Genomic DNA, 18,869 nt, shown 5'->3' on the forward strand with positions numbered 1-18,869 from the left:
CGACGCGTTCTTTGACCCGCATCAAGCCGATCTTTCCCACGTGACCGCAAAAAACCCGTCCGTGGCGTGTTGGTGAGGCCACAGCCGCAGTGCGCCGTTTTCCACAAGTTCGCCAGCGCGCTCGACCTGTGCCTTGACCAGCGCTTCATCCGCCGCTAGCGGCTTGAAGTCGGGATGGGCAGCGGTAAATTCGGTTGCAATGACCTCGTTTTCCGCGTCCAACAGGCTGCAAGTCGCGTAAACCAGGCGGCCGCCGGGCTTCACGAGGCGGGCAGCGCTGGCCAGGATGGCCCGTTGCTTGACCTGCAATTCCGTCACGGCCTGGGGCGACTGGCGCCATTTCAGGTCTGGGTTGCGGCGCAGTGTGCCCAGGCCGGAGCAGGGAGCATCCACCAGCACCCGATCGATCTTGCCGGCCAGGCGCTTGACGCGATCGTCCCGCTCGTGAGCGATCTGGGCCGGGTAGACATTGGACAGGCCGCTCCTGGCCAGGCGGGGTTTCAGTGCATCCAGGCGATGGCCGGAAACGTCGAAGGCGTAGAGCCGGCCGGTATTGCGCATGGCCGCACCCAGGGCCAACGTCTTGCCGCCGGCGCCGGCGCAGAAGTCCACCACCATCTCGCCGCGCTTGGGTGCCAGCAGCAGGGCCAGCAACTGGCTGCCCTCATCCTGGACTTCAATTGAACCGTTGGTGAACAGCTCCAGCTTGTTCAGCGCCGGCTTGCCGTCGATGCGCAAACCGAGCGGCGAATAAGGCGTCTGCGTCGCCTCGATGCCAACCGCCTTGAGTTGCGCCTGCGCCTCTTCGCGCTTGAGCTTGAGCGTGTTGACGCGGAGGTCCAGCGGTGCGGCCTCGTTCAGAGCGTTGGCGAGTTTCCAGAACTCCTCTTCGCCCAGACGCGCAAGCAGCGGCTCGGCCAGCCAGTCGGGCATGTTGTGGCGCAGCTTGGGCGCCAGACTCTGCGGGTCGATCGACTTGATCTGCTCCAGCCACTGCTGTTCGGCCGGGCTCAAGGCGCCGCGCAGGAAGGCTTCGTTGCCACGCCAGGCCAGCATGGCTAGGCGGCGTGGCATGGGCCCGCTGCCCGACTGGGCGAGGTTCTGGAATTTCAGCCGCTCGCGCAACAGCGCATAGACGGTTTCGGCCAGGCTGGCGCGTTCGCGCTGGCCAAGGTTCTTGTGTTGACGGAAAAAGGCCGAAACGATCGAGTCGGCCGGCGCGTCGAGCTTGTTGACGGCGGCGATCAGCTCGGCGCACAGCTCCAGCAGGGCATTAGGATGCATCGTCCCATTATCCCAAGCCCCGCTGCACTGCCCTACCCTGCATGAATCTCTGGACCCAGTTGCGCCTGCGCCCCCGGCTGCTGTCAGCCATCCTTGCCGGCAGCGCACTGGCCGCCTTGTGGCCGGGCGCTGTGCCGATGACGACGCGGCTGCTGCTGGGTTGGGATTTCACGCTGTGGATCTATCTGCCGCTGGCGCTGTGGATGATGCTGGGCCGCGCGGGCTCGGTGAACGTGCAGCAGCGCGCCAGCCAGCTGACCGAAGGCCTGCCCGTCATGTTGCTGTTGGCGGTGGGCGGGGCGCTGGCCAGCTTTGGCGCCATTGCGCTGGAACTGGGCTCGGCCAAGCAAGCCCATACCGCCAACGGTTTGACGCTCGCCTTCGCCATCGCCACCGTCTGCAGCTCCTGGCTGCTGCTGCCGGTGGAGTTCGGCATCGCCTACGCCAGCCTCTATCACGGCGGCGGCAAGGCGTCGCATGGGCTGGAGTTTCCGGGCGACGACGAGGGCCCGCCCGACTACGGCGATTTCCTGTATTTCTCCATCACCGTGGCGGCCACGTCGCAGACCTCGGACGTGTGCGTCAGCTCGCGCGCCATGCGTCGCCTCGTGCTGGTTCAAGGCCTGCTGGCCTTCGTCTTCAACACTGGCGTGCTGGCGTTGACCGTCAATATCCTCGCCGGGCTGATCAGCTGAGCAGCAACTGCTGAGCCGCACCGTCGCGGTGGGTGACGCGCTCGCCGTCCCACACCAACGTACCTTCGACAAACCAGCGCACCGACAGTGGATAGATGCGGTGCTCGGCCGCCAGCACGCGGGCTGACAGGGCCTTGGTGTCGTCACCGGGCAGCACCGGCACCACCGCCTGCATGACGATGGCGCCATGGTCCAGCTCGGCCGTCACGAAGTGCACCGTCGCACCGGCCACCTTGCAGCCCATCTCCAGCGCCCGCTCATGCGTGTGCAGCCCGGTGAAGGCTGGCAGCAGCGAGGGATGGATGTTGAGCATGCGGTGCGCATAGCGGACCGTGAAACCCGGCGTCAGGATGCGCATGAAGCCGGCCAGCACGACCAGGTCGGGCGCGAAACCATCGATGACGCGGGCCAGTTCGGCGTCGAAATCCTCGCGGGTGGCGTAGGCCTTGTGGTCAACAACGGCCGTGGCGATGCCCTGCTCAGCGGCAAATTGCAGGCCGCCCGCATCGGGCCGGTTGCTGATGACGGCAGCCACCTCGGCCGGCCAGCCTTCGGCCTTGCAGGCCTTCACGATGGCCTCCATGTTGGAGCCCCGCCCCGAAATCAGAATCACCAACCTCTTCATGGGGCGGCAGTTTAGGGGCGGCCGGCCGATCGCCCCTTGAACGACAATCCGCGCCCCATGTCGAACCCCACCCCCACCCGCCCGCGCGTCCTGTCAGGCATGCGCCCGACCGGCGCCCTGCACCTTGGCCATTACCACGGTGCCATCAAGAACTGGGTGCGGTTGCAAGATACGCACGAAGGCTTCTTCTTCGTCGCCGACTGGCATGCGCTCACCACCCAGCGCCCAAGTGGCGAGACGCTGACCCGCCACGTCTACGAGATGGTCACCGACTGGCTGGCCGCCGGACTGGACCCCGAGCGCTGCACGCTGTTCCTGCAAAGCCGCATGCCCGAGCACGCCGAGCTGTTCACGCTGCTGGCCATGTGCACGCCGTCCTCGTGGCTGGCGCGCATGCCCAGCTACAAGGACCAGGTCGCCGCCGACCCCGAACTGGCCACCTACGGCTTCCTGGGCTACCCGCTGCTGCAGGCGGCCGACATCCTGCTCTACAAGCCTGCGGGTGTGCCGGTGGGCGAGGACCAGGCCGCCCACGTCGAAGTAACCCGTGAGGTCGCGCGCCGCTTCAACCGGCTCTATGCCGAAGCCGCGCCCATCTTTGTCGAGCCCCAGGCCCTGCTGACCGAGACCGCCCGCGTGCCCGGCCTGGACGGCCAGAAGATGAGCAAGAGCCTGGACAACGCGATCGCGATGCGCGACGAGCCGGACATCGTCGCCGCCAAGATCCGCACCATGCCAACCGACCCGCAGCGCGTACGCCGCAGCGACGCCGGCGACCCGGCGCGCTGCCCGGTATGGCCTTTGCACCAGATCTACAGCGACGACACGACGCGCGCCGCCTGCGATGCCGGCTGCCGCACCGCCAGCATCGGCTGCCTGGACTGCAAGCAACCGTTGATCGAGTCCATTCAACGCGAGCAGGCGCCCTGGCGGGAACGCGCCGCGGCGCTGGACCCGCAGCAGGTGCAATGGACGCTGGAGGTTGGCACCGAGCGTGCCCGTGCCGTCGCGCGCAAGACGCTGCGCGAGGTGCGCGGCGCGATGGGGCTCGTGGCTTGAGTTCTGCAATCCACGTGACAGACCTCGAGACCGCCATCAACTGGTGGCGCGTGCGTTCGCCTTCGCCTGACGGCATCAGCGCCGCACCCGAGGTTCGTGCGCTGGCCGAGGCCTATGCGTTGCTCGCGCTGAGCCGCGCGACCGAGCTTGACCCTGCCACGCTCAAGCCCAGGGCCCTGGATGCCTGGCTGGCCTGGTACGCGACGACGCCTGACTCGCCCTGCATCGCCATCTGTTCGACGGCCCAGGGCGACGCCATTTGCAAAGGCTGTGGCCGCACTTTCGACGAAGTGCAGCACTGGCCGGCCCTCGACCCCTTCGAGAAGCGCGTTGTCTGGCATCGCATCACCCACGAAGGCACGGCCTGGCGCTTCAATCGGTACGCAGAAAGAGTGAGATGAGGCCCCTCGCCCAGTCTCGCCCCGTTGGACACGGGCGTTCCCGGTCGATCCCCCGCGGGGATGGCGATGCTCGCGGCATTGAGCCACGAGCACATCGCCGGACGGGCCGGCTTGGGAGCGGCCCGGCGCTCGGCCCGAAAGCATCAGCCACAAGATGAGCCGCATCCGCTTCATCGACAGCGTCCGCCGCCTTGTGCCACTGGCCTGGCCCGTCCTCGTGGGTCAGATCGCCGTGATGATGTTCAGCACCATCGACACGCTGATGATGGGCCGCGTCAGTCCCGAGGACCTGGCTGCATTCGCTGTCGGCTCGGCCGCCTATGTGACCATCTTCGTCGGCCTGATGGGCATCATTCTCGCGGTCGGGCCCATCGCTGGCCGGCAGTTCGGCGCTCAGGATCTGCCCGGTGCCGGCAGCAGCTTCGTGCAGGCGCAATGGCTGGCGCTGCTGCTATGCATTCCGGGCTGTCTGGCGCTATGGTTCCCGGATCCCTTCACGGCGCTGGCCCAGCTCGATGGGCCCCAAGCCGCCAAGGTGCGGGCCTACACGCGCCCGGAAGCCTTTGCGCTGCCCGCGGCCCTGCTCTTCACGGCTTTCCGCGGCTTTTCGACGGCGGTCAGCCGGCCCAAGGCCGTCATGGCCATGCAGCTGACCGGGCTGGCGGCCAAGGTGCCGCTGAATGCCGTACTCGTGTTCGGCTGGGGGCCGATCCCCGCGATGGGGGTTGCCGGCTGCGGCTTTGCGACGGCCACCGCCTTGATCGGCCAGGCCGCCGTCGCCATGTGGCTGCTCCGGCGAGATGCCTTCTACCTGCCGTTCAAGATCCCGCACCTCTGGCGGACACGGCCCCATTTGAGTGAGCTCGCGGCCCTCGTGAAGCTGGGTCTGCCGATGGGCGGCTCCATCCTCGTCGAGGTGACGGGCTTCACCTTCATGGCCTTTTTCATCGCGCGTCTCGGCGCGACGCCGGTCGCCGGCCACCAGATCGCCGTCAACCTCGTCGCGATGATGTTCATGATCGCGCTCGCAATGGCCACCGCCGCCGGCACGTTGGTCGCCCAGCATCTGGGCGCCGACGAAAAGCACGAAGCGCGCACCGTCGGCCGGCATGCGATGACGCTGGCCGCACTGACCGCCGCGGGCGTCGGCGCCGTTGTCGCCGTCGCGCGCGAGCCCATCGTCGCCCTCTACACCTCGAATGCATCGACGGCGGCGGCCGCCCTGCCGCTGCTGGTCTGGGTCTGGTTCTTCCACCTCGGCGACGCCCTGCAGACGGTGGCCGCCTATGTGCTGCGCGCCTACCAGGTCGCCACGCTACCGATGATCATCTACGTCGTGGCGCTGTGGGGCCTGGGCATTGGCGGCGGCTACTTCCTGGCCTTCGGTGCCAACGGCGCGGGCGCAGTCGGCTTCTGGCAGGCGGCAACGGCCGGGCTCATCGTGGCGGCCTTCCTGCTCAGCTTGCTGCTGAGGCGGGTCTTCAGCGAGAACCGCTGATCAGCTTCCTGCCGTGGGCAGGAAGATCACGAAGCGGCTACCGCCGCCGTCGCGCGCCAGACAGCGCACGCTGCCGCCATGGCGTTCGGCGATCTGCTTGACGAGGCTCAGGCCCAGGCCGACGCCGCCCGCCATCTCGGCGTGGCCGGGCAGCCGATAGAAGGGCTCGAAGATGCGCTCGCGCAAATCCGCCGGCACGCCAGGCCCACGGTCGGCGACGATGAATTCATAGCCGCCGGCGACCGGCCGCAATGCCAGTTCGACGTCAGGCCCACCGTAGCGGCGCGCGTTGTCGAGCAGGTTGCGCAGCGCGCGGCGCAGGAGGCGCTCCTGACCGACGACGCGAGCGGAATCGGTCTCGGGCTCAAAGGTCGCCTCAGCGCGGGCGGCCTCCTCGGCACCCAGCGCGAGCAATTCGACGGCATGGGTCTCGCCAATCGCGCTGCCCGCCTCCAACCGACTGGCCAATAGCACCTCTTCGACAAGCGCATCCAGCTCGGCGATGTTGACGTCGATCTCCTGCGCCAGGCGTTGACGCTGTGCGGGCGCGGCGTCGTCCAACATGGCGAAAGCCATTTTCAACCGCGCTAGCGGGGAGCGCAGCTCATGGCTGGCATTGGCCAGCAGCGTCTGGTGCGAGCGCAGCAGCGTCTCGATGCGGTCGGCCGCCTGGTTGAAGCTGGTGGCCAGGGCGGCCACCTCATCGCGCCCACTGTCGTCGACGCGATGGGCCAGGTGGCCGGAGCCGAATTTCTCGACACCGCGCTTGAGCGCTTCCAGCCGCCGCGTCAGCCGTCGCACGACCGGATAGGCGCCGGCGGCCACACCGATGAAAAGCAGCACCAGCACGACAGCCAATGTCGACACCGCCGGTGCGCCGGGCGACACGGGGCGATGCAGCCAGGGGCCGGTCCAGGGACCTTCATCCAACCGGGGCGGCCGCGCGCCGGGGCCTCCAGGACCCGAGGCGCCTGAAGCGGCGCCCTGGGGGCTTGGCGGTCGCACGGTGCGCACCATCTCCAGGCTTCGGCCATCACCGAGGTTGGCGCTGACGATGATGGCGCCGGGGTCGTCGGCACGGCGCTGGAACATCTGCGTCGTCGCGATGCGCTTGCCGTCAGCATCCTCCAACGCGATCGGCATGCGCAGGCGCGCCCCCCAGTCGGCAAAGACGGCAGCCTGTTCGGCGCGCGGCGCGTCGGCCGGCGGCAGCGCGAGCTTGAGCAGCCCGGCCATCGCGTTCAGGCGCTCGCCGGCCGCAAGCTCGACGTTGCCGCGCTCCTGCTCGATGTGGCGCTGGAACAGCCACGCCGAGCCGAAGGCAAAGGCCAGCAGCAGCGCGACCAGCGTCAGGTAGATGCGGACGTAGAGGCTTTTCAAATCAGGGGCGCGTGGAGTTTTGCGGGCCGAGCGCCGGGCCGCCCCTAGCCGGCCCGCGTAGGGCGATGTGCTTGTGGCTCAATGCCGCAAGCATCGCCGTCCCCTCGGGGGCTGAGGCCGGACACATGGCGCCCAGTGGGCGGCATGTGCCTGCCGAAGGGCTGCGGCGCAAGCCGCAGCGCGGTCTGCAAGACCGGCTGGGCGCGCCCGCGTTCAGCGTGGCGAGACTGGACGAGGGGCTCACACTCAAGCCGCGTCCGCGTCGGCGTCTTGCTTGCGGGCAAAGACATAGCCGGCTCCACGCACGGTCAGCACGCGGCGGGGGTTCTTGGGATCGTCCTCGATGACGGCCCGGATGCGCGAGATGTGAACGTCGATGGAGCGGTCAAAGGCCTCAAGCGGATGGCCCTTGAGCGCGTCCATGATCTGGTCTCGGCTCAGCACGCGGCCGGGGCTTTGAGCCAGCACGACGAGCAGGTCGAACTGGTGGCTGGTCAGGTCGCAGATCTTGCCGTCCAGGCGCGCCACGCGGGCGGCCAGGTCGATCTCCAGGCGGCCAAAACGCAGCACCTCGTCGCCATCGAGCTTGGGCTCCAGCCGGCGCAGCAGGGCCTTGATACGCGCCTGCAGTTCGCGCGGCTCAAAGGGCTTGGCGAGGTAGTCGTCCGCACCCAACTCGAGGCCAAGGATGCGGTCCATGGGCTCGCCGCGCGCCGACAGCATCAGCACCGGCTGATGGCGCCAGCGCGGGTCGCCGCGCAGCCAGCGGCAGAAGTCCAGCCCGTCGCCATCCGGCAGCATCAGGTCCAGCACCAGCAACTCGAAGCGGCCATGGGCCAAGGCTTCGCGGGCTTGTGCCAGGTTACCGGCAGTGCTCACTTCGAAGCCGGCGGCGCGGAGATAGTCGCCCACCATACCGGTCAGGCGGACATCGTCATCGATCAACAACAGTCGGGCGCTACTCATCACCGGGGCCAGGGAAGAAAAAGGAATCCGGCGCGCCTCGGCGCCGGTGGAACGGGGCTCAAGCATCGCAGAACTCCTGGTCAAGGGCCAATCAGCCGGCGTGGCGGGAGGCCATGCGAGCCTGGCGCTTCTTCATGACTTCCGCGATCTTGGCGCGCTGTTCGGGCGTCAGCACGCGGGCGGCGTCGATGCTGGCCTGGCTGAGGCGCTTGGAGGCGGCTTCGTGTTGGGCGCTCATCTGCACGCGCACGGCCTCGATGGCGGCGGCGTCGATGTTGGTGGCCGTGTAGAGCGTGGCCAGTTGCTGGTGCAGCTTCATGCCGGCTTCACGCTGGCCCGACAGATCCTGGCGGGCCGCCTTGAAGATGGCTTCGATCTGGCTGCGCTGGGAATCGGTCGCGTTGACCAGGTCAAGCATGTGCTCGATGCGGCCGCCGAACAGGCCGCCGGGCGCCATCATGGCCGGGCCACCATGGTGGCCCCCATGGGCAGGTTGGGCCTGGGCAGCAACACCGCCGAATGCCAGGGCCGCAGCCACCGTACCGACGCGCAACAGGTTCTGGATGGGGAAGGACTTCATCAGAGGTCTCCTGGAAGAAGAGTGAGTGAGGTCATCTTCCAAGCGGCCTGTGTGGCATCTTTGGGGACGGGGTAAAGAACTGTGTCCCGTTGTCGTCGCCTGGCTTACACGGTGCCCCCACGCACCTGGGTACAGGCGCTGCCCCCCGAGGGGGCGCGAACCGGCTTGGGGCGGCCCGGCGCCGGTTCAGGCCTCACGGCTCCGCGCGAGACCTGGGCTCCTCACTTGATCGGCTTGAAGCGCATCCGCTTCGGACGCGCGCCTTCTTCGCCCAGGCGCTTCTTCTTGTCGGCCTCGTACTCGTGGAAGTTGCCGTCGTAGAAGAACCACTGCGAATTGCCTTCGCAGGCCAGGATGTGGGTGCAGATGCGGTCCAGGAACCAGCGGTCATGGCTGATGACCATGGCCGAGCCGGCGAATTCCAGTAGCGCTTCTTCCAGCGCACGCAGGGTTTCCACGTCCAGGTCGTTGGACGGCTCGTCAAGCATCAGCACATTGCCGCCCTGGGCCAGGGTCTTAGCCAGATGCAGGCGGCCGCGCTCACCGCCGGAGAGGGCCCCGACAAGCTTTTGCTGGTCGTTGCCCTTGAAGTTGAAGCGGCCCAGATAGGCACGGCTGGGCATGACGAACTTGCCGACGATGATGTTGTCCAGGCCGCCGGAAACGTCCTGCCAGACGGTCTTGTCAGCTTCCATGCTGTCGCGGCTTTGGTCCACAAACGCCATCTTGGCCGTCTTGCCGATCTTGACCGTGCCGCTGTCCGGCTGCTCCACGCCCTGCAGCATGCGGAACAGCGTCGACTTGCCAGCGCCGTTGGGGCCAATGATGCCGACGATGGCGCCGGCCGGCACCTTGAACGACAGGTTGTCGATCAGCACGCGGTCGCCAAAGCTCTTGCTGACATTCTCGAACTCGATGACCTCATTGCCCAGGCGCTCGGCCACGGGTATGAAGATTTCGTTGGTGACGTTGCGCTGCTGGTATTCGACATCCGAGAGTTCCTCGAAGCGGGCCAGACGCGCCTTGCTCTTGGCCTGGCGGCCCTTGGCGTTGGAGCGAACCCACTTCAGCTCCTCCTTCATCGCCTTCATGCGAGCGTCTTCGGACTTCTGCTCGGTCTCCAGGCGCTTTTCCTTCTGGTCCAGCCAGTCGGAGTAGTTGCCCTTCCACGGGATGCCGTGGCCACGGTCCAGTTCAAGAATCCACTCGGCCGCGTTGTCCAGGAAGTAGCGGTCGTGGGTGATGGCCACGACGGTACCGGGGAAGCGCTGCAGGAACTGCTCCAGCCACTCGACGGACTCGGCGTCCAAGTGGTTGGTGGGTTCGTCCAGCAACAGCATGTCGGGCTTGCTCAGCAGCAGGCGGCACAACGCCACGCGGCGCTTCTCGCCACCCGACAGCACGCCGATGACGGCGTCCCAGGGCGGCAGGTTCAGCGCATCGGCGGCCAGTTCAAGCTGCAGGTCGGTGTTCTCGGAGCCGGCGGCGGCGATGATGGCCTCCAGCTCGCCCTGCTCGGCGGCCAGCGCGTCGAAGTCGGCGTCTTCCTCGGCGTAGGCCGCGTAGACCTCATCCAGGCGCTTCTTGGCGGCCAGCACGCCGCCAATGCCCTCTTCCACGGCTTCGCGCACGGTCTGGTCGGGGTTCAGGCGCGGTTCCTGCTCCAGGTAGCCGATCTTGATGCCCGGCATCGGGATGGCTTCGCCCTCGTACTCCTTGTCGACACCGGCCATGATCTTCAGGATGGTCGACTTGCCCGAGCCGTTCACGCCCAGCACGCCGATCTTGGCGCCGGGGAAGAAGGACAGGGAGATGTCTTTCAGGATGTGGCGCTTGGGGGGAACCGTCTTGTTGACGCGGTTCATTGAAAAGACGTACTGGGCCATGGCGAATCCTTGAGGCTGAAATGGCGGCAGGCCCCGGGAGGGCCTGCGTTGCCTGATATTGTCGCCCAGCCTGCGTTTCATGGAGTTCGGATGCACCGCCTCGCCACCGCCCTGCTTGTTTTCGCCACCGGCCTGGCCCAGGCCCAGACCCTGCGCTGGTCCAGCCAGGGTGACATGCAGACCACCGACCCGCATTCGCAGAACGAGGTCATGACCAACAGCCTGAACAACCAGGTCTATGAGGGCCTGACCCGGCGCATGAAGGACATGAGCATGGGCCCGGCGCTGGCGACCGAGTGGACCCAGGTCACGCCGCTGATCTGGCGCTTCAAGCTGCGCGCGGGCGTCAAGTTCCATGACGGCACGCCCTTCACGGCCGAGGACGTGGTGTTCTCCATGCAGCGACTGCGCGACGACAACGCACCCCAGCGTGTCTACGCCAACGCCGTCGGCATCCCCAAGGCCATCGATCCGCTGACCGTCGTCTTCACGCTGGACAAGCCCAACCCCATCGTTCCCGAGCTGCTCGCCAACCTCTTCATCATGAGCCGACGCTGGTGCGAGGAGCACCGCGTCACCCGGCCGCTGAATTTCAAGCAGCAGGAAGAGTCCTATGCCAGCCAGCATGCCAATGGCACCGGGCCCTTCGTGCTGATCAGCCGCCAGCCGGGCGTGAAGACGGTGTTCAAGCGCAACCCGGCCTGGTGGAACAAGTTCGAGGGCAATCTGCAGGAGTTCACCTACCTGCCCATCGGCAACGACGCGACGCGCACTGCTGCGTTGATCTCCGGAGAGATCGACTTCGTGCTCGATCCGCCGCCGCGCGACGTCGCCCGGCTGCGCACCGTGCCCGAGCTCAAGGTCGTGGACGGCCAGGAGAACCGCATCGTCTACGTCGGCATGGACCAGACGCGCGACAAGCTGCTTTACGGCCAGGCCCCGGGCGACAAGAACCCACTGAAGGACCTGCGCGTGAGAAAGGCGCTTTATCACGCCATCGACATCGAGGCCATCAAGACCAAGCTGATGAGCGGCTACGCCACGCCCACCGGCGGTCTGACCTCGTCGCCGCGCGGTGCCTATGGCGACCCCAAGCTGGAGACCCGCCTGCCCTATGACGTGGCCGCATCAAAAAAGCTGCTGGCCGAAGCTGGTTATCCGGACGGTTTCGACATCACGATGGACTGCCCCAACAACCGCTATGTCAACGACGAACGCATCTGCATCGCGCTGGCCAGCATGTGGGCGCAGGTCAAGGTCAGGGTCAAGGTCAACGCGATACCGCGCACGCTGTTCTTTCCCAAGGTCGAGAAGTTCGACACCAGCCTGTACCTGACCGGCTGGGGAGGCGGCTCCACCGACGCCGAGGTCATGCTCACGCCGGTGCTGCGCAACCGTGGCGAGCAGGGCGTGGGCGTGGCCAACTACGGCGGCTCCATCAACAACGAGGGCGACGCCCTGGCAGCGGCCTCCACCACCGAAACCGACCCGAAGAAGCGCGAAGCCACCGTCAAGGCCGCGCTGCAGTCCTTCCGCGACCAGGTCAACATCATTCCCCTGCACCGCCAGGTCATCCCATGGGCCATGCGCAAGGAGGTCAGCATCCCGCATTCGCCGAATAACTGGGCCAGCATGGACTGGGTCACGGTCGGGAAATAGCCCAGCAGCTAGAATGCCCCATCCGCCGCGCTTCTCAGTCTTGCGCGGCGTTCTCTTTTCAGCCCCTGCACGCTGCCCGCCCTGCCCGAAGACTGGCGCCGATTCTGAAGCGGCGCGGCATGGCGTCGCGACCAGGCGTGCTCACTCCCCTACCGAATGAGTTTCGATTCTCTCGGCCTGGCAGCGCCGCTGCTCAAGGCCATCGCTGACGCTGGCTACACCACCCCCACGCCCATCCAGGCCCAGGCCATTCCGGCCGTCTTGAACGGCGGCGACCTGCTCGCTGGCGCCCAGACCGGCACCGGCAAGACAGCCGGCTTCACGCTGCCGCTGCTGCAGCGCCTGTCCACCGGCGAGAAGCTGCTCAACAAGCGCGGCAAAATCGCCATCCGCGCCCTCGTGCTGACGCCCACCCGCGAACTGGCCGCCCAGGTCGAGGAAAGCGTGCAGACCTACGGCAAGTACCTGCCGCTCAAGAGTATGGTCATGTTCGGCGGCGTCGGCATGCAGCCGCAGATCAACAAGCTGCGCGACGGCGTCGACATCCTCGTCGCCACGCCCGGCCGCCTGCTCGACCATGCCCAGCAAGGCACGCTGGACCTGTCGCAGGTGCAGATCCTCGTGCTCGACGAAGCCGACCGCATGCTCGACATGGGCTTCGTGCACGACATCAAGAAGGTGCTCGCGCTGCTGCCCGCAAAGAAGCAGTCGCTGCTCTTCAGCGCCACCTTCAGCGACGAGATCAAGAACCTCGCCGACCGCCTGCTCAACGCCCCGGCGCTGATCGAGGTGGCCCGCCGCAACCAGACCGCCGAAGCCATCGTGCAGAAGGTCCACCCGGTCGGCCGCGAGCGCAAGAAGGAGCTGTTGGTTCACCTGATCAAGGGCGGCCACGGTGGCGAGCCCTGGCATCAGGTGCTGATCTTCACGCGCATGAAGCATGGCGCTAACCGCCTGACCGACTACCTGAACGACCAAGGCATCAGCGCCATGGCCATCCACGGCAACAAGAGCCAGGGTGCGCGCACCAAGGCCCTGGCCGACTTCAAAGCCGGTGACCTGACCTGCCTGGTGGCGACCGACATCGCCGCGCGCGGCATCGACATCGACCAGCTGCCCCACGTCGTCAACTTCGAGCTGCCCAACGTGGCCGAAGACTACGTGCACCGCATCGGCCGCACCGGCCGCGCCGGCGCCCAGGGCGAAGCGGTCAGCCTCGTCTGCGTCGACGAGAACGGCTTCCTGAAGGAAATCGAGCGCCTCATCAAGCGCGAGATCCCGCGCGAGATCGTGCCCGGCTTCGCACCCGACCCCAATGAGCGCGCCGAGCCCATCGTGCTGGGCCGCACGGTGCTCAATCCCAACGGCAGCCGGGGCCGCAACCCCAACCCGCCGGCCGGCGCCAACGGCCGCGGTGGCCGACCTGGTGGCGGCGGCGGTGGCCGTGGCGGCGACAGCCGCGGCGGCTCGCGTGACGGCGGCCGGCCCAGCGCAGGCGCCGGTGGTGGTGGTGGTCGTGGCGGCAAGCCCGCCGGCCACACCGGCGTGGGCGGCGCCAAGACCGCGCCCAAGCCCCATGCCGAGCACGCCCCTCGCGCAGCCGGCGCCCAACCGGCCCGCGGCAACGCCGGCGGCGCCCCGCGCCACAACAACGGCCCGCGCCTGACGCAGCCCAAGCGCTGAGTCCAAGGCATCGCCTGCGCGGCCTGTCCCTCACTGGGCAGGCCGTTTTTGCTGGGCGACCGCTGCTGCAACCTCTGCGGCTCACGGCTCGTGCATCGGCAGCCGGCCCCTCAAGGCAGCTGCGTGGCGGCCCGGCGCCTGGCCCAGCCGAGGCCCAGCAGACCCGCCAGGACCAGCGGCGCCGTACCGGGCAGCGGCAGCTCATGCGCGCCGCCGCGGGGTGGCACTTCCGTACTGGTCAACGCGGTGATCTCGTAGATGTACTGCTTCTGGTTGGGCATCTGGAAGCGGATTTCATGACGGGACTGGAAGTCCTCCAGATATAGGTAGGGCATGGCGCCGGTCGTCAGCGCATCCACGCCCGTTGTCCCCTCCAAGAACAGCTGGAAGACGGGCCACGGATCGTTCAGGTCAATGAAGCTGAAGAAGCTGTCCATATCCGCGTCGACGAAGATCCGCTTGCTCTCATTCGTGTACGCCATGCCGTCCTGCACGCCACCTGAAACACCGCCCGACATCTTGGCGCCGCTGTCATAGAGGCCGCGCGTGGGCCCCGCATCCGAGTCGACGGCATCCATATCCACCACCAAGCTGCCCGACAGCGTTCCGCCGGTCGCCGCGTCCAGGCCTTTGGCCACGAAGCTGTAGTTGACGAGGCCCGCCTGAGCCGCGGCGCTGCAGGCCAGCGCGACCGCGCCGATGAGGATGTGACGCAAAGACATGGTGATCTCCCTGTGGGGTTTGAAAAGGTTCACGACGACGTGTCGCGATGCAAATCAGTGTCTGGATCGGCGGTATCAATGCCGCTTCCCGCAGGCGTGCAATGGTTTCAATTGCTATAGGCGGGTGCCGCTTGCCGAAACCGTTGAAACACGGGCGCTGCCGACCCCGGATTCCCATGAGGGGCTGATCTAATTCCACCCATGGCACGCCCCCCGCTCGACAACTCGCTCAAGTTCAACCTGCCCGATGGCACGGTCGTCACCGCCCAGGAGATGCTGCGCAAGATCCAGGAGGCCAAGGCGGCCCAGCGGACACAGGCGACCACGCCCTCTAGCGCCCTGCCCGAAGCTGATCTGCAGACCCTGCTCGACGCCCTGCTGCTGCTCGGTGGCACCGCGAGCATCAACGCCGTTCTGCAATGGCTGTCGCTGACCGGCCGCGAGCGGGCCAGTGGCGAGGCCTTCGACCATTACGCCACCCGCGACGGCCTGCTGGCCCTGGTCGCGCAGGGTCGTGCCGAAGCCCTGATGGGCAAGGGCACTCGCGTCTCACTCAGTGATCACGCCGAGCGGCTGCAGACGCTGCTCGCCGCCCCCGGCGCCGCGCGCTACTGGCGCCAGCGGCTTTGGCTGCTGGGTTCAGGCCGTGGCGACTGGCAAGACCCCGTAGGCTGGGTCAACTTCCGCAGCCCCGAGGACATGCGCACGGTGCTGCGGCTGATGATCTTCTCGGGCATGCCCGCCGCCGAGTTCCATGAACTGCTCGCCACCCGCCTGCCGGAACTGAGCCCGCCGATGCTGGCCATTCAGGCCCTGATCGAGCCCTGGTGCCCCGGGCTGCTGGCGCAGATCGACCCTGATCTTCGCGATACCTTGCTGGGCCAGTTGCTGGACGTCCTGCCCGCCGGCCACTCCTTGCGCGCCGATTTGCGAGGCTGGCTGCAGGCCGGCAGCAGCCCGCTCAGCGCGCCGATGCGATCGCGCCTGGCCGAGGCCGACATGCTGGCCCTGGCGCTGGACAGCGCCGAGCAGCATCTGCAGGGCCTGGCCGGCCCAGCCGTCACGCTGCTGGCCGCCATCCGCGCCCTCACCGCCGGCCGCTGGGCCGAGGCCAGCGCCGGCTTCGAGGCCGCCATCAAGGCTGTCCACACCGCCAGCCGGAGCCGGCGCGACGCGCTGTCTCTTGATACCGCCCGCCTGTACCTGCTCAGCCTGCTGGCCCAGGACGACCCCAAGGCCTGGGCGCGGGCACGCAAATACGCCATCGCCGAGTCCGGCAGCCGCAACCCCACGGCCTACGAGGCCTGGGGGCTGTGGGCGCATGGCATTGGCGCGCGGCTCGGCGATGACGCGTTTCTCGACGCGGCATTCGCGCCCCGTGCGCCGGGCGACGCCGCGCCTGTGGACCGGCTGCTGCTGTGCGCCTGGCTGGGCAGGCCCGCGCCGGGCTGGACACCGGCGCTCGCACAGCAGTTGCTCGCCAGGCTCGGCCCCGATGAGGCCCTGCTGGCCGAATACCTGGGCGCCGCCTTGCTGCGCCTGGAGCTGGGCGGCGCCGAGCCCAGGCGCGTCGCCAACTTCCTCGGCCGCCCGCGTGAGGCCTGGCAGGACGCGCTCGCCGCCATCGCCGCGCTCAGCGATGACGGCAAGCCCGCTGCCAGCGGTGCCGCCGAACTGGCCTGGCAGCTCAGCCTGGATACCGCCGGCCGCGTGCACGCGCTGGAGCCGCTGGAGATGAACACCGGTGCCCGCGGCGGCCTCAAGTTCAAGCCCGTGACGCTGGCCAAGCTGAAGAAGCAGGGCGCGCAGCGCAGCCGCGACAACCTCGTGCTGCGCCACATTGAGCGCGACGCCTGGGCCGGCGTGCACGACCTGCGCCTGGACGTGAGCCAGGCCCTGGTGGCGCTGGTCGGTCACCCGCACCTGATGTTTGCCGACGCGCCGGGCCAATGGGTGGAACTCAGCGAGGGCATGCCCGAGCTGGAGGTGAGGCGCGTCGGCAGCGGCGTGGACGACGCCTTCGAGTTCCACCTGCACCCGCCACTGATCGCCACCGAGCCCGCTCATGCCGGCGCCCTCTTCGGCGCCCAGGCCGAGGCCGAGCGCGAGCGGCGCAATGGCCAGCGCGTGCTGCGCGAGGGCCCGGGGCGGGCGCGGCTGATCCGCATCACACCCACGCAACGGCGCGTGGCCGAACTGGTGGCCCAGGGCTGGCGCGTGCCGGCCACGGCCACCCAGGAACTGGCCGGCGCACTGCAGGTGTTGACCGGGCACTTCCAGCTCCACAGCGACGCCGAAGCCGGTGAACGTGTACCAGGCGATAGCAGGCTGCACGCCCGCCTGACGCCCGACCGCGAGGGCCTGCTGCTGCAACTCGTCGCCCAACCCTTCGGCCATTTCGGCCCGGCCGTGACGCCCGGTGCGGGCCGCGCGCGGCTGATGTGCCTCCACGAGGGCGTGAGCCTGACGACCGAGCGCGACCTGCCCGCGGAAGCGCAACACCGCCAGGCCGTGCTGGCCGCCCTGCCCTTCCTCGACCCCGAACTGCCCGCCGACCAGGCCTGGCATCTGGCCGACGCCGAGCAGGCGCTGGCCGCCGTCGAGCGCCTGCCCACGCTGGAGGCTATCGCCGCGCTGGACTGGCCCAAGGGCAAGCCGTTGAGGGTGCTGCCTGTCGTATCCAGCGCGCTCAGCATCGAGGTGAGCAGCGGGCGTGACTGGCTGGGCCTGAGTGGCGCGGCCCAGGTGGACGAGGGCCGTGTCATCGGCTTGCAGGAGCTGCTGGCGCTGGCACGCACGAGCAGCAGCCGCTTCGTGCGCATGGCCGAGGGTCAATACCTGGCCTTGTCGGACCAGCTGCGCCAGCAGCTGCGTGACCTGGACGCGCTGGCGCAAGTCAAGAAGGGTGAGCTGCAGCTGCCCCGGGCCGGCGCCGCCTGGCTGGACCAGCAGCTCGCAGGCGTGCAAGTCAGCGGCGACAAGCCCTGGCGCGCCCGGCTCGAGCAGCTCGGCGCCGCGGCCGCGCTGCAGCCGCAAGTGCCGCCCGCGCTGCGCGCCGAACTGCGCGGTTACCAGGCCGAGGGTTTCGCATGGATGAGCCGCCTGGCCGCAGCCGGCTTCGGCGCCTGCCTGGCCGACGACATGGGCTTGGGCAAGACCGTCCAGACCCTGGCCCTGCTGCTGACCCGCGCCGACGCCGGCCCGGCCCTGGTGCTGGCGCCCACGTCGGTCTGCGGCAACTGGCAGAGCGAGTGCACTGCGTTCGCGCCGACGCTGAACTGCCGGATCTACGGCGAGGCCACCGACCGCGCCGCGCTGCTGCAGGCCGCCGGCCCGCGCGATGTCATCGTGGCCAGCTATGCGCTGGCGCAGATCGATGCCGAACGCTTCGCCGCGCGCGGCTGGACGACGCTGGTGCTGGACGAAGCCCAGGCACTGAAGAACGCGGCCACCAAGCGCGCCAAGTCGGTCGCCGAGTTCGCGGCGGACTTCCGCCTGGCGCTGTCGGGCACGCCAGTGGAGAACCGGCTGGCGGACCTGTGGTCCGTCATGAACCTGATCAACCCCGGCCTGTTGGGCACGCCGCAGCAGTTCAACGAACGCTTCGCCGGCCCCATCGAGCGCCAGCAGGACCTGGCCGCGCGCGCCCGGCTGCGCCGCCTCGTCGCGCCCTTCCTGCTGCGCCGGACCAAGGCGCAGGTGCTGCAGGACCTGCCCGCCCGTACCGAGATCGTCCACCGCGTCGAACCCAGCGAGGCGGAGCGCCACTTCCTCGAAGCGCTGCGCCGTGACGCCCGCGAGGCCGTGTCCAAGGCGGCCGCCACCGGTGCCGGCGCGCCCATGCAGGTGTTAGCCGAGCTGATGCGCCTGCGCCGCGCCGCCTGCGACCCGCGGCTGGTGTCGCCGGAGCTGGGCTTGATCGGCGCCAAGATGGCCGAGTTCGAGCACATCGTGCGCGAACTGGTGGATGGCGGCCACAAGGCCCTCGTGTTCAGCCAGTTCACCGACTACCTCGACCTGCTCGGCGAACGCCTGACGCAGATGGCCGTGCCGCACCAGCGCCTGGACGGCAGCACGCCGCAGGCCGAGCGCACCAAGCGCGTGGCAGCCTTCCAGCGCGGCGAGGGGGATGTGTTCCTGATCAGCCTGAAGGCCGGCGGCTTCGGCTTGAACCTGACGATGGCCGACTACGTGCTGATCGTCGACCCCTGGTGGAACCCCGCCGCCGAAGACCAGGCCAGCGGCCGCGCCCACCGCATGGGCCAGCAGCGCCCGGTCACCGTCTACCGGCTGGTCACGGCCGGTTCGGTGGAGGAACGCATCATCGCGCTGCACCGCGACAAGCGCGGCCTGGCCGAGGGCATGCTGGAAGGCCATGAACAGGCCACGCCGCTGGATGCGCAGGCGCTGGCCGCCCTGCTGGAGGATTGA

General features: G+C 68.3%; 14 protein-coding genes. 7 read left to right on the plus strand and 7 right to left on the minus strand.

What is annotated here, in order from left to right:
* Window positions 1-21: 21 nt before the first annotated feature.
* Window positions 22-1,284, minus strand: a complete 1,263-nt coding sequence (locus ASC95_RS22120; protein WP_057299849.1) for an RsmB/NOP family class I SAM-dependent RNA methyltransferase — start codon at window positions 1,282-1,284, stop codon at window positions 22-24.
* Between the two features lie 41 nt (window positions 1,285-1,325).
* Between ASC95_RS22120 and ASC95_RS22125 the strand changes: the two genes are divergently transcribed.
* Complete coding sequence (locus tag ASC95_RS22125) at window positions 1,326-1,979, plus strand: DUF1345 domain-containing protein (protein ID WP_082568009.1); 654 nt, start codon at window positions 1,326-1,328, stop codon at window positions 1,977-1,979.
* Here the strand turns inward: ASC95_RS22125 and purN are convergent.
* Window positions 1,972-2,604 carry a phosphoribosylglycinamide formyltransferase gene (purN, locus tag ASC95_RS22130; RefSeq protein ID WP_057299851.1) on the minus strand — a complete coding sequence of 211 codons (633 nt, stop codon included), beginning with the start codon at window positions 2,602-2,604 and terminating at the stop codon, window positions 1,972-1,974. The genes ASC95_RS22125 and purN overlap by 8 nt on opposite strands.
* Before the next feature lie 57 nt (window positions 2,605-2,661).
* On the opposite strand from purN, the gene trpS reads away from it, so the two are divergent.
* The 3 genes from trpS to ASC95_RS22145 all read left to right on the plus strand — a co-directional run bounded on the left by trpS (window position 2,662) and on the right by ASC95_RS22145 (window position 5,562).
* The gene (gene trpS / locus ASC95_RS22135) at window positions 2,662-3,663 is read left to right on the plus strand and encodes a tryptophan--tRNA ligase (RefSeq protein WP_057299852.1); all 1,002 of its coding nucleotides are present in this window, start codon (window positions 2,662-2,664) and stop codon (window positions 3,661-3,663) included.
* An 8-nt stretch (window positions 3,664-3,671) separates the two neighbouring features.
* Window positions 3,672-4,064 carry a DUF3717 domain-containing protein gene (locus tag ASC95_RS22140; RefSeq protein ID WP_369820641.1) on the plus strand — a complete coding sequence of 131 codons (393 nt, stop codon included), beginning with the start codon at window positions 3,672-3,674 and terminating at the stop codon, window positions 4,062-4,064.
* Between the two features lie 154 nt (window positions 4,065-4,218).
* Entirely contained in the window at window positions 4,219-5,562 is a 1,344-nt protein-coding gene (locus tag ASC95_RS22145) for an MATE family efflux transporter (protein WP_057299854.1), read from the plus strand.
* On the opposite strand, the gene ASC95_RS22150 is transcribed toward ASC95_RS22145, so the two are convergent.
* The 4 genes from ASC95_RS22150 to ettA form a co-directional block, all read right to left on the minus strand.
* A complete protein-coding gene (locus tag ASC95_RS22150) occupies window positions 5,563-6,942 on the minus strand; it encodes an ATP-binding protein (RefSeq protein ID WP_057299855.1) in 1,380 nt (459 codons plus the stop codon). It abuts the gene before it with no gap.
* Window positions 6,943-7,188: 246 nt separating this feature from the next.
* Entirely contained in the window at window positions 7,189-7,908 is a 720-nt protein-coding gene (locus tag ASC95_RS22155) for a response regulator (RefSeq protein WP_082568011.1), read from the minus strand.
* Window positions 7,909-7,999: 91 nt separating this feature from the next.
* Entirely contained in the window at window positions 8,000-8,488 is a 489-nt protein-coding gene (locus ASC95_RS22160) for a Spy/CpxP family protein refolding chaperone (RefSeq protein ID WP_057299857.1), read from the minus strand.
* Between the two features lie 221 nt (window positions 8,489-8,709).
* A complete protein-coding gene (gene ettA, locus ASC95_RS22165) occupies window positions 8,710-10,374 on the minus strand; it encodes an energy-dependent translational throttle protein EttA (RefSeq protein WP_057299858.1) in 1,665 nt (554 codons plus the stop codon).
* A gap of 90 nt (window positions 10,375-10,464) precedes the next feature.
* Between ettA and ASC95_RS22170 the strand changes: the two genes are divergently transcribed.
* Together ASC95_RS22170 and ASC95_RS22175 are read left to right on the plus strand one after the other, a co-directional pair.
* A complete protein-coding gene (locus tag ASC95_RS22170) occupies window positions 10,465-12,033 on the plus strand; it encodes an ABC transporter substrate-binding protein (RefSeq protein ID WP_057299859.1) in 1,569 nt (522 codons plus the stop codon).
* Between the two features lie 156 nt (window positions 12,034-12,189).
* A complete protein-coding gene (locus tag ASC95_RS22175; protein WP_057299860.1) occupies window positions 12,190-13,716 on the plus strand; it encodes a DEAD/DEAH box helicase in 1,527 nt (508 codons plus the stop codon).
* Window positions 13,717-13,826: 110 nt separating this feature from the next.
* Here ASC95_RS22175 and ASC95_RS22180 read toward each other — a convergent pair whose 3' ends face one another.
* Entirely contained in the window at window positions 13,827-14,438 is a 612-nt protein-coding gene (locus tag ASC95_RS22180; protein ID WP_157256453.1) for a hypothetical protein, read from the minus strand.
* A 201-nt stretch (window positions 14,439-14,639) separates the two neighbouring features.
* Between ASC95_RS22180 and ASC95_RS22185 the strand changes: the two genes are divergently transcribed.
* A complete protein-coding gene (locus ASC95_RS22185) occupies window positions 14,640-18,869 on the plus strand; it encodes a DEAD/DEAH box helicase (protein WP_057299862.1) in 4,230 nt (1,409 codons plus the stop codon).

Source organism: Pelomonas sp. Root1217, assembly GCF_001425705.1.
In the GTDB taxonomy this organism is placed as follows: Bacteria; Pseudomonadota; Gammaproteobacteria; order Burkholderiales; family Burkholderiaceae_C; genus Pelomonas.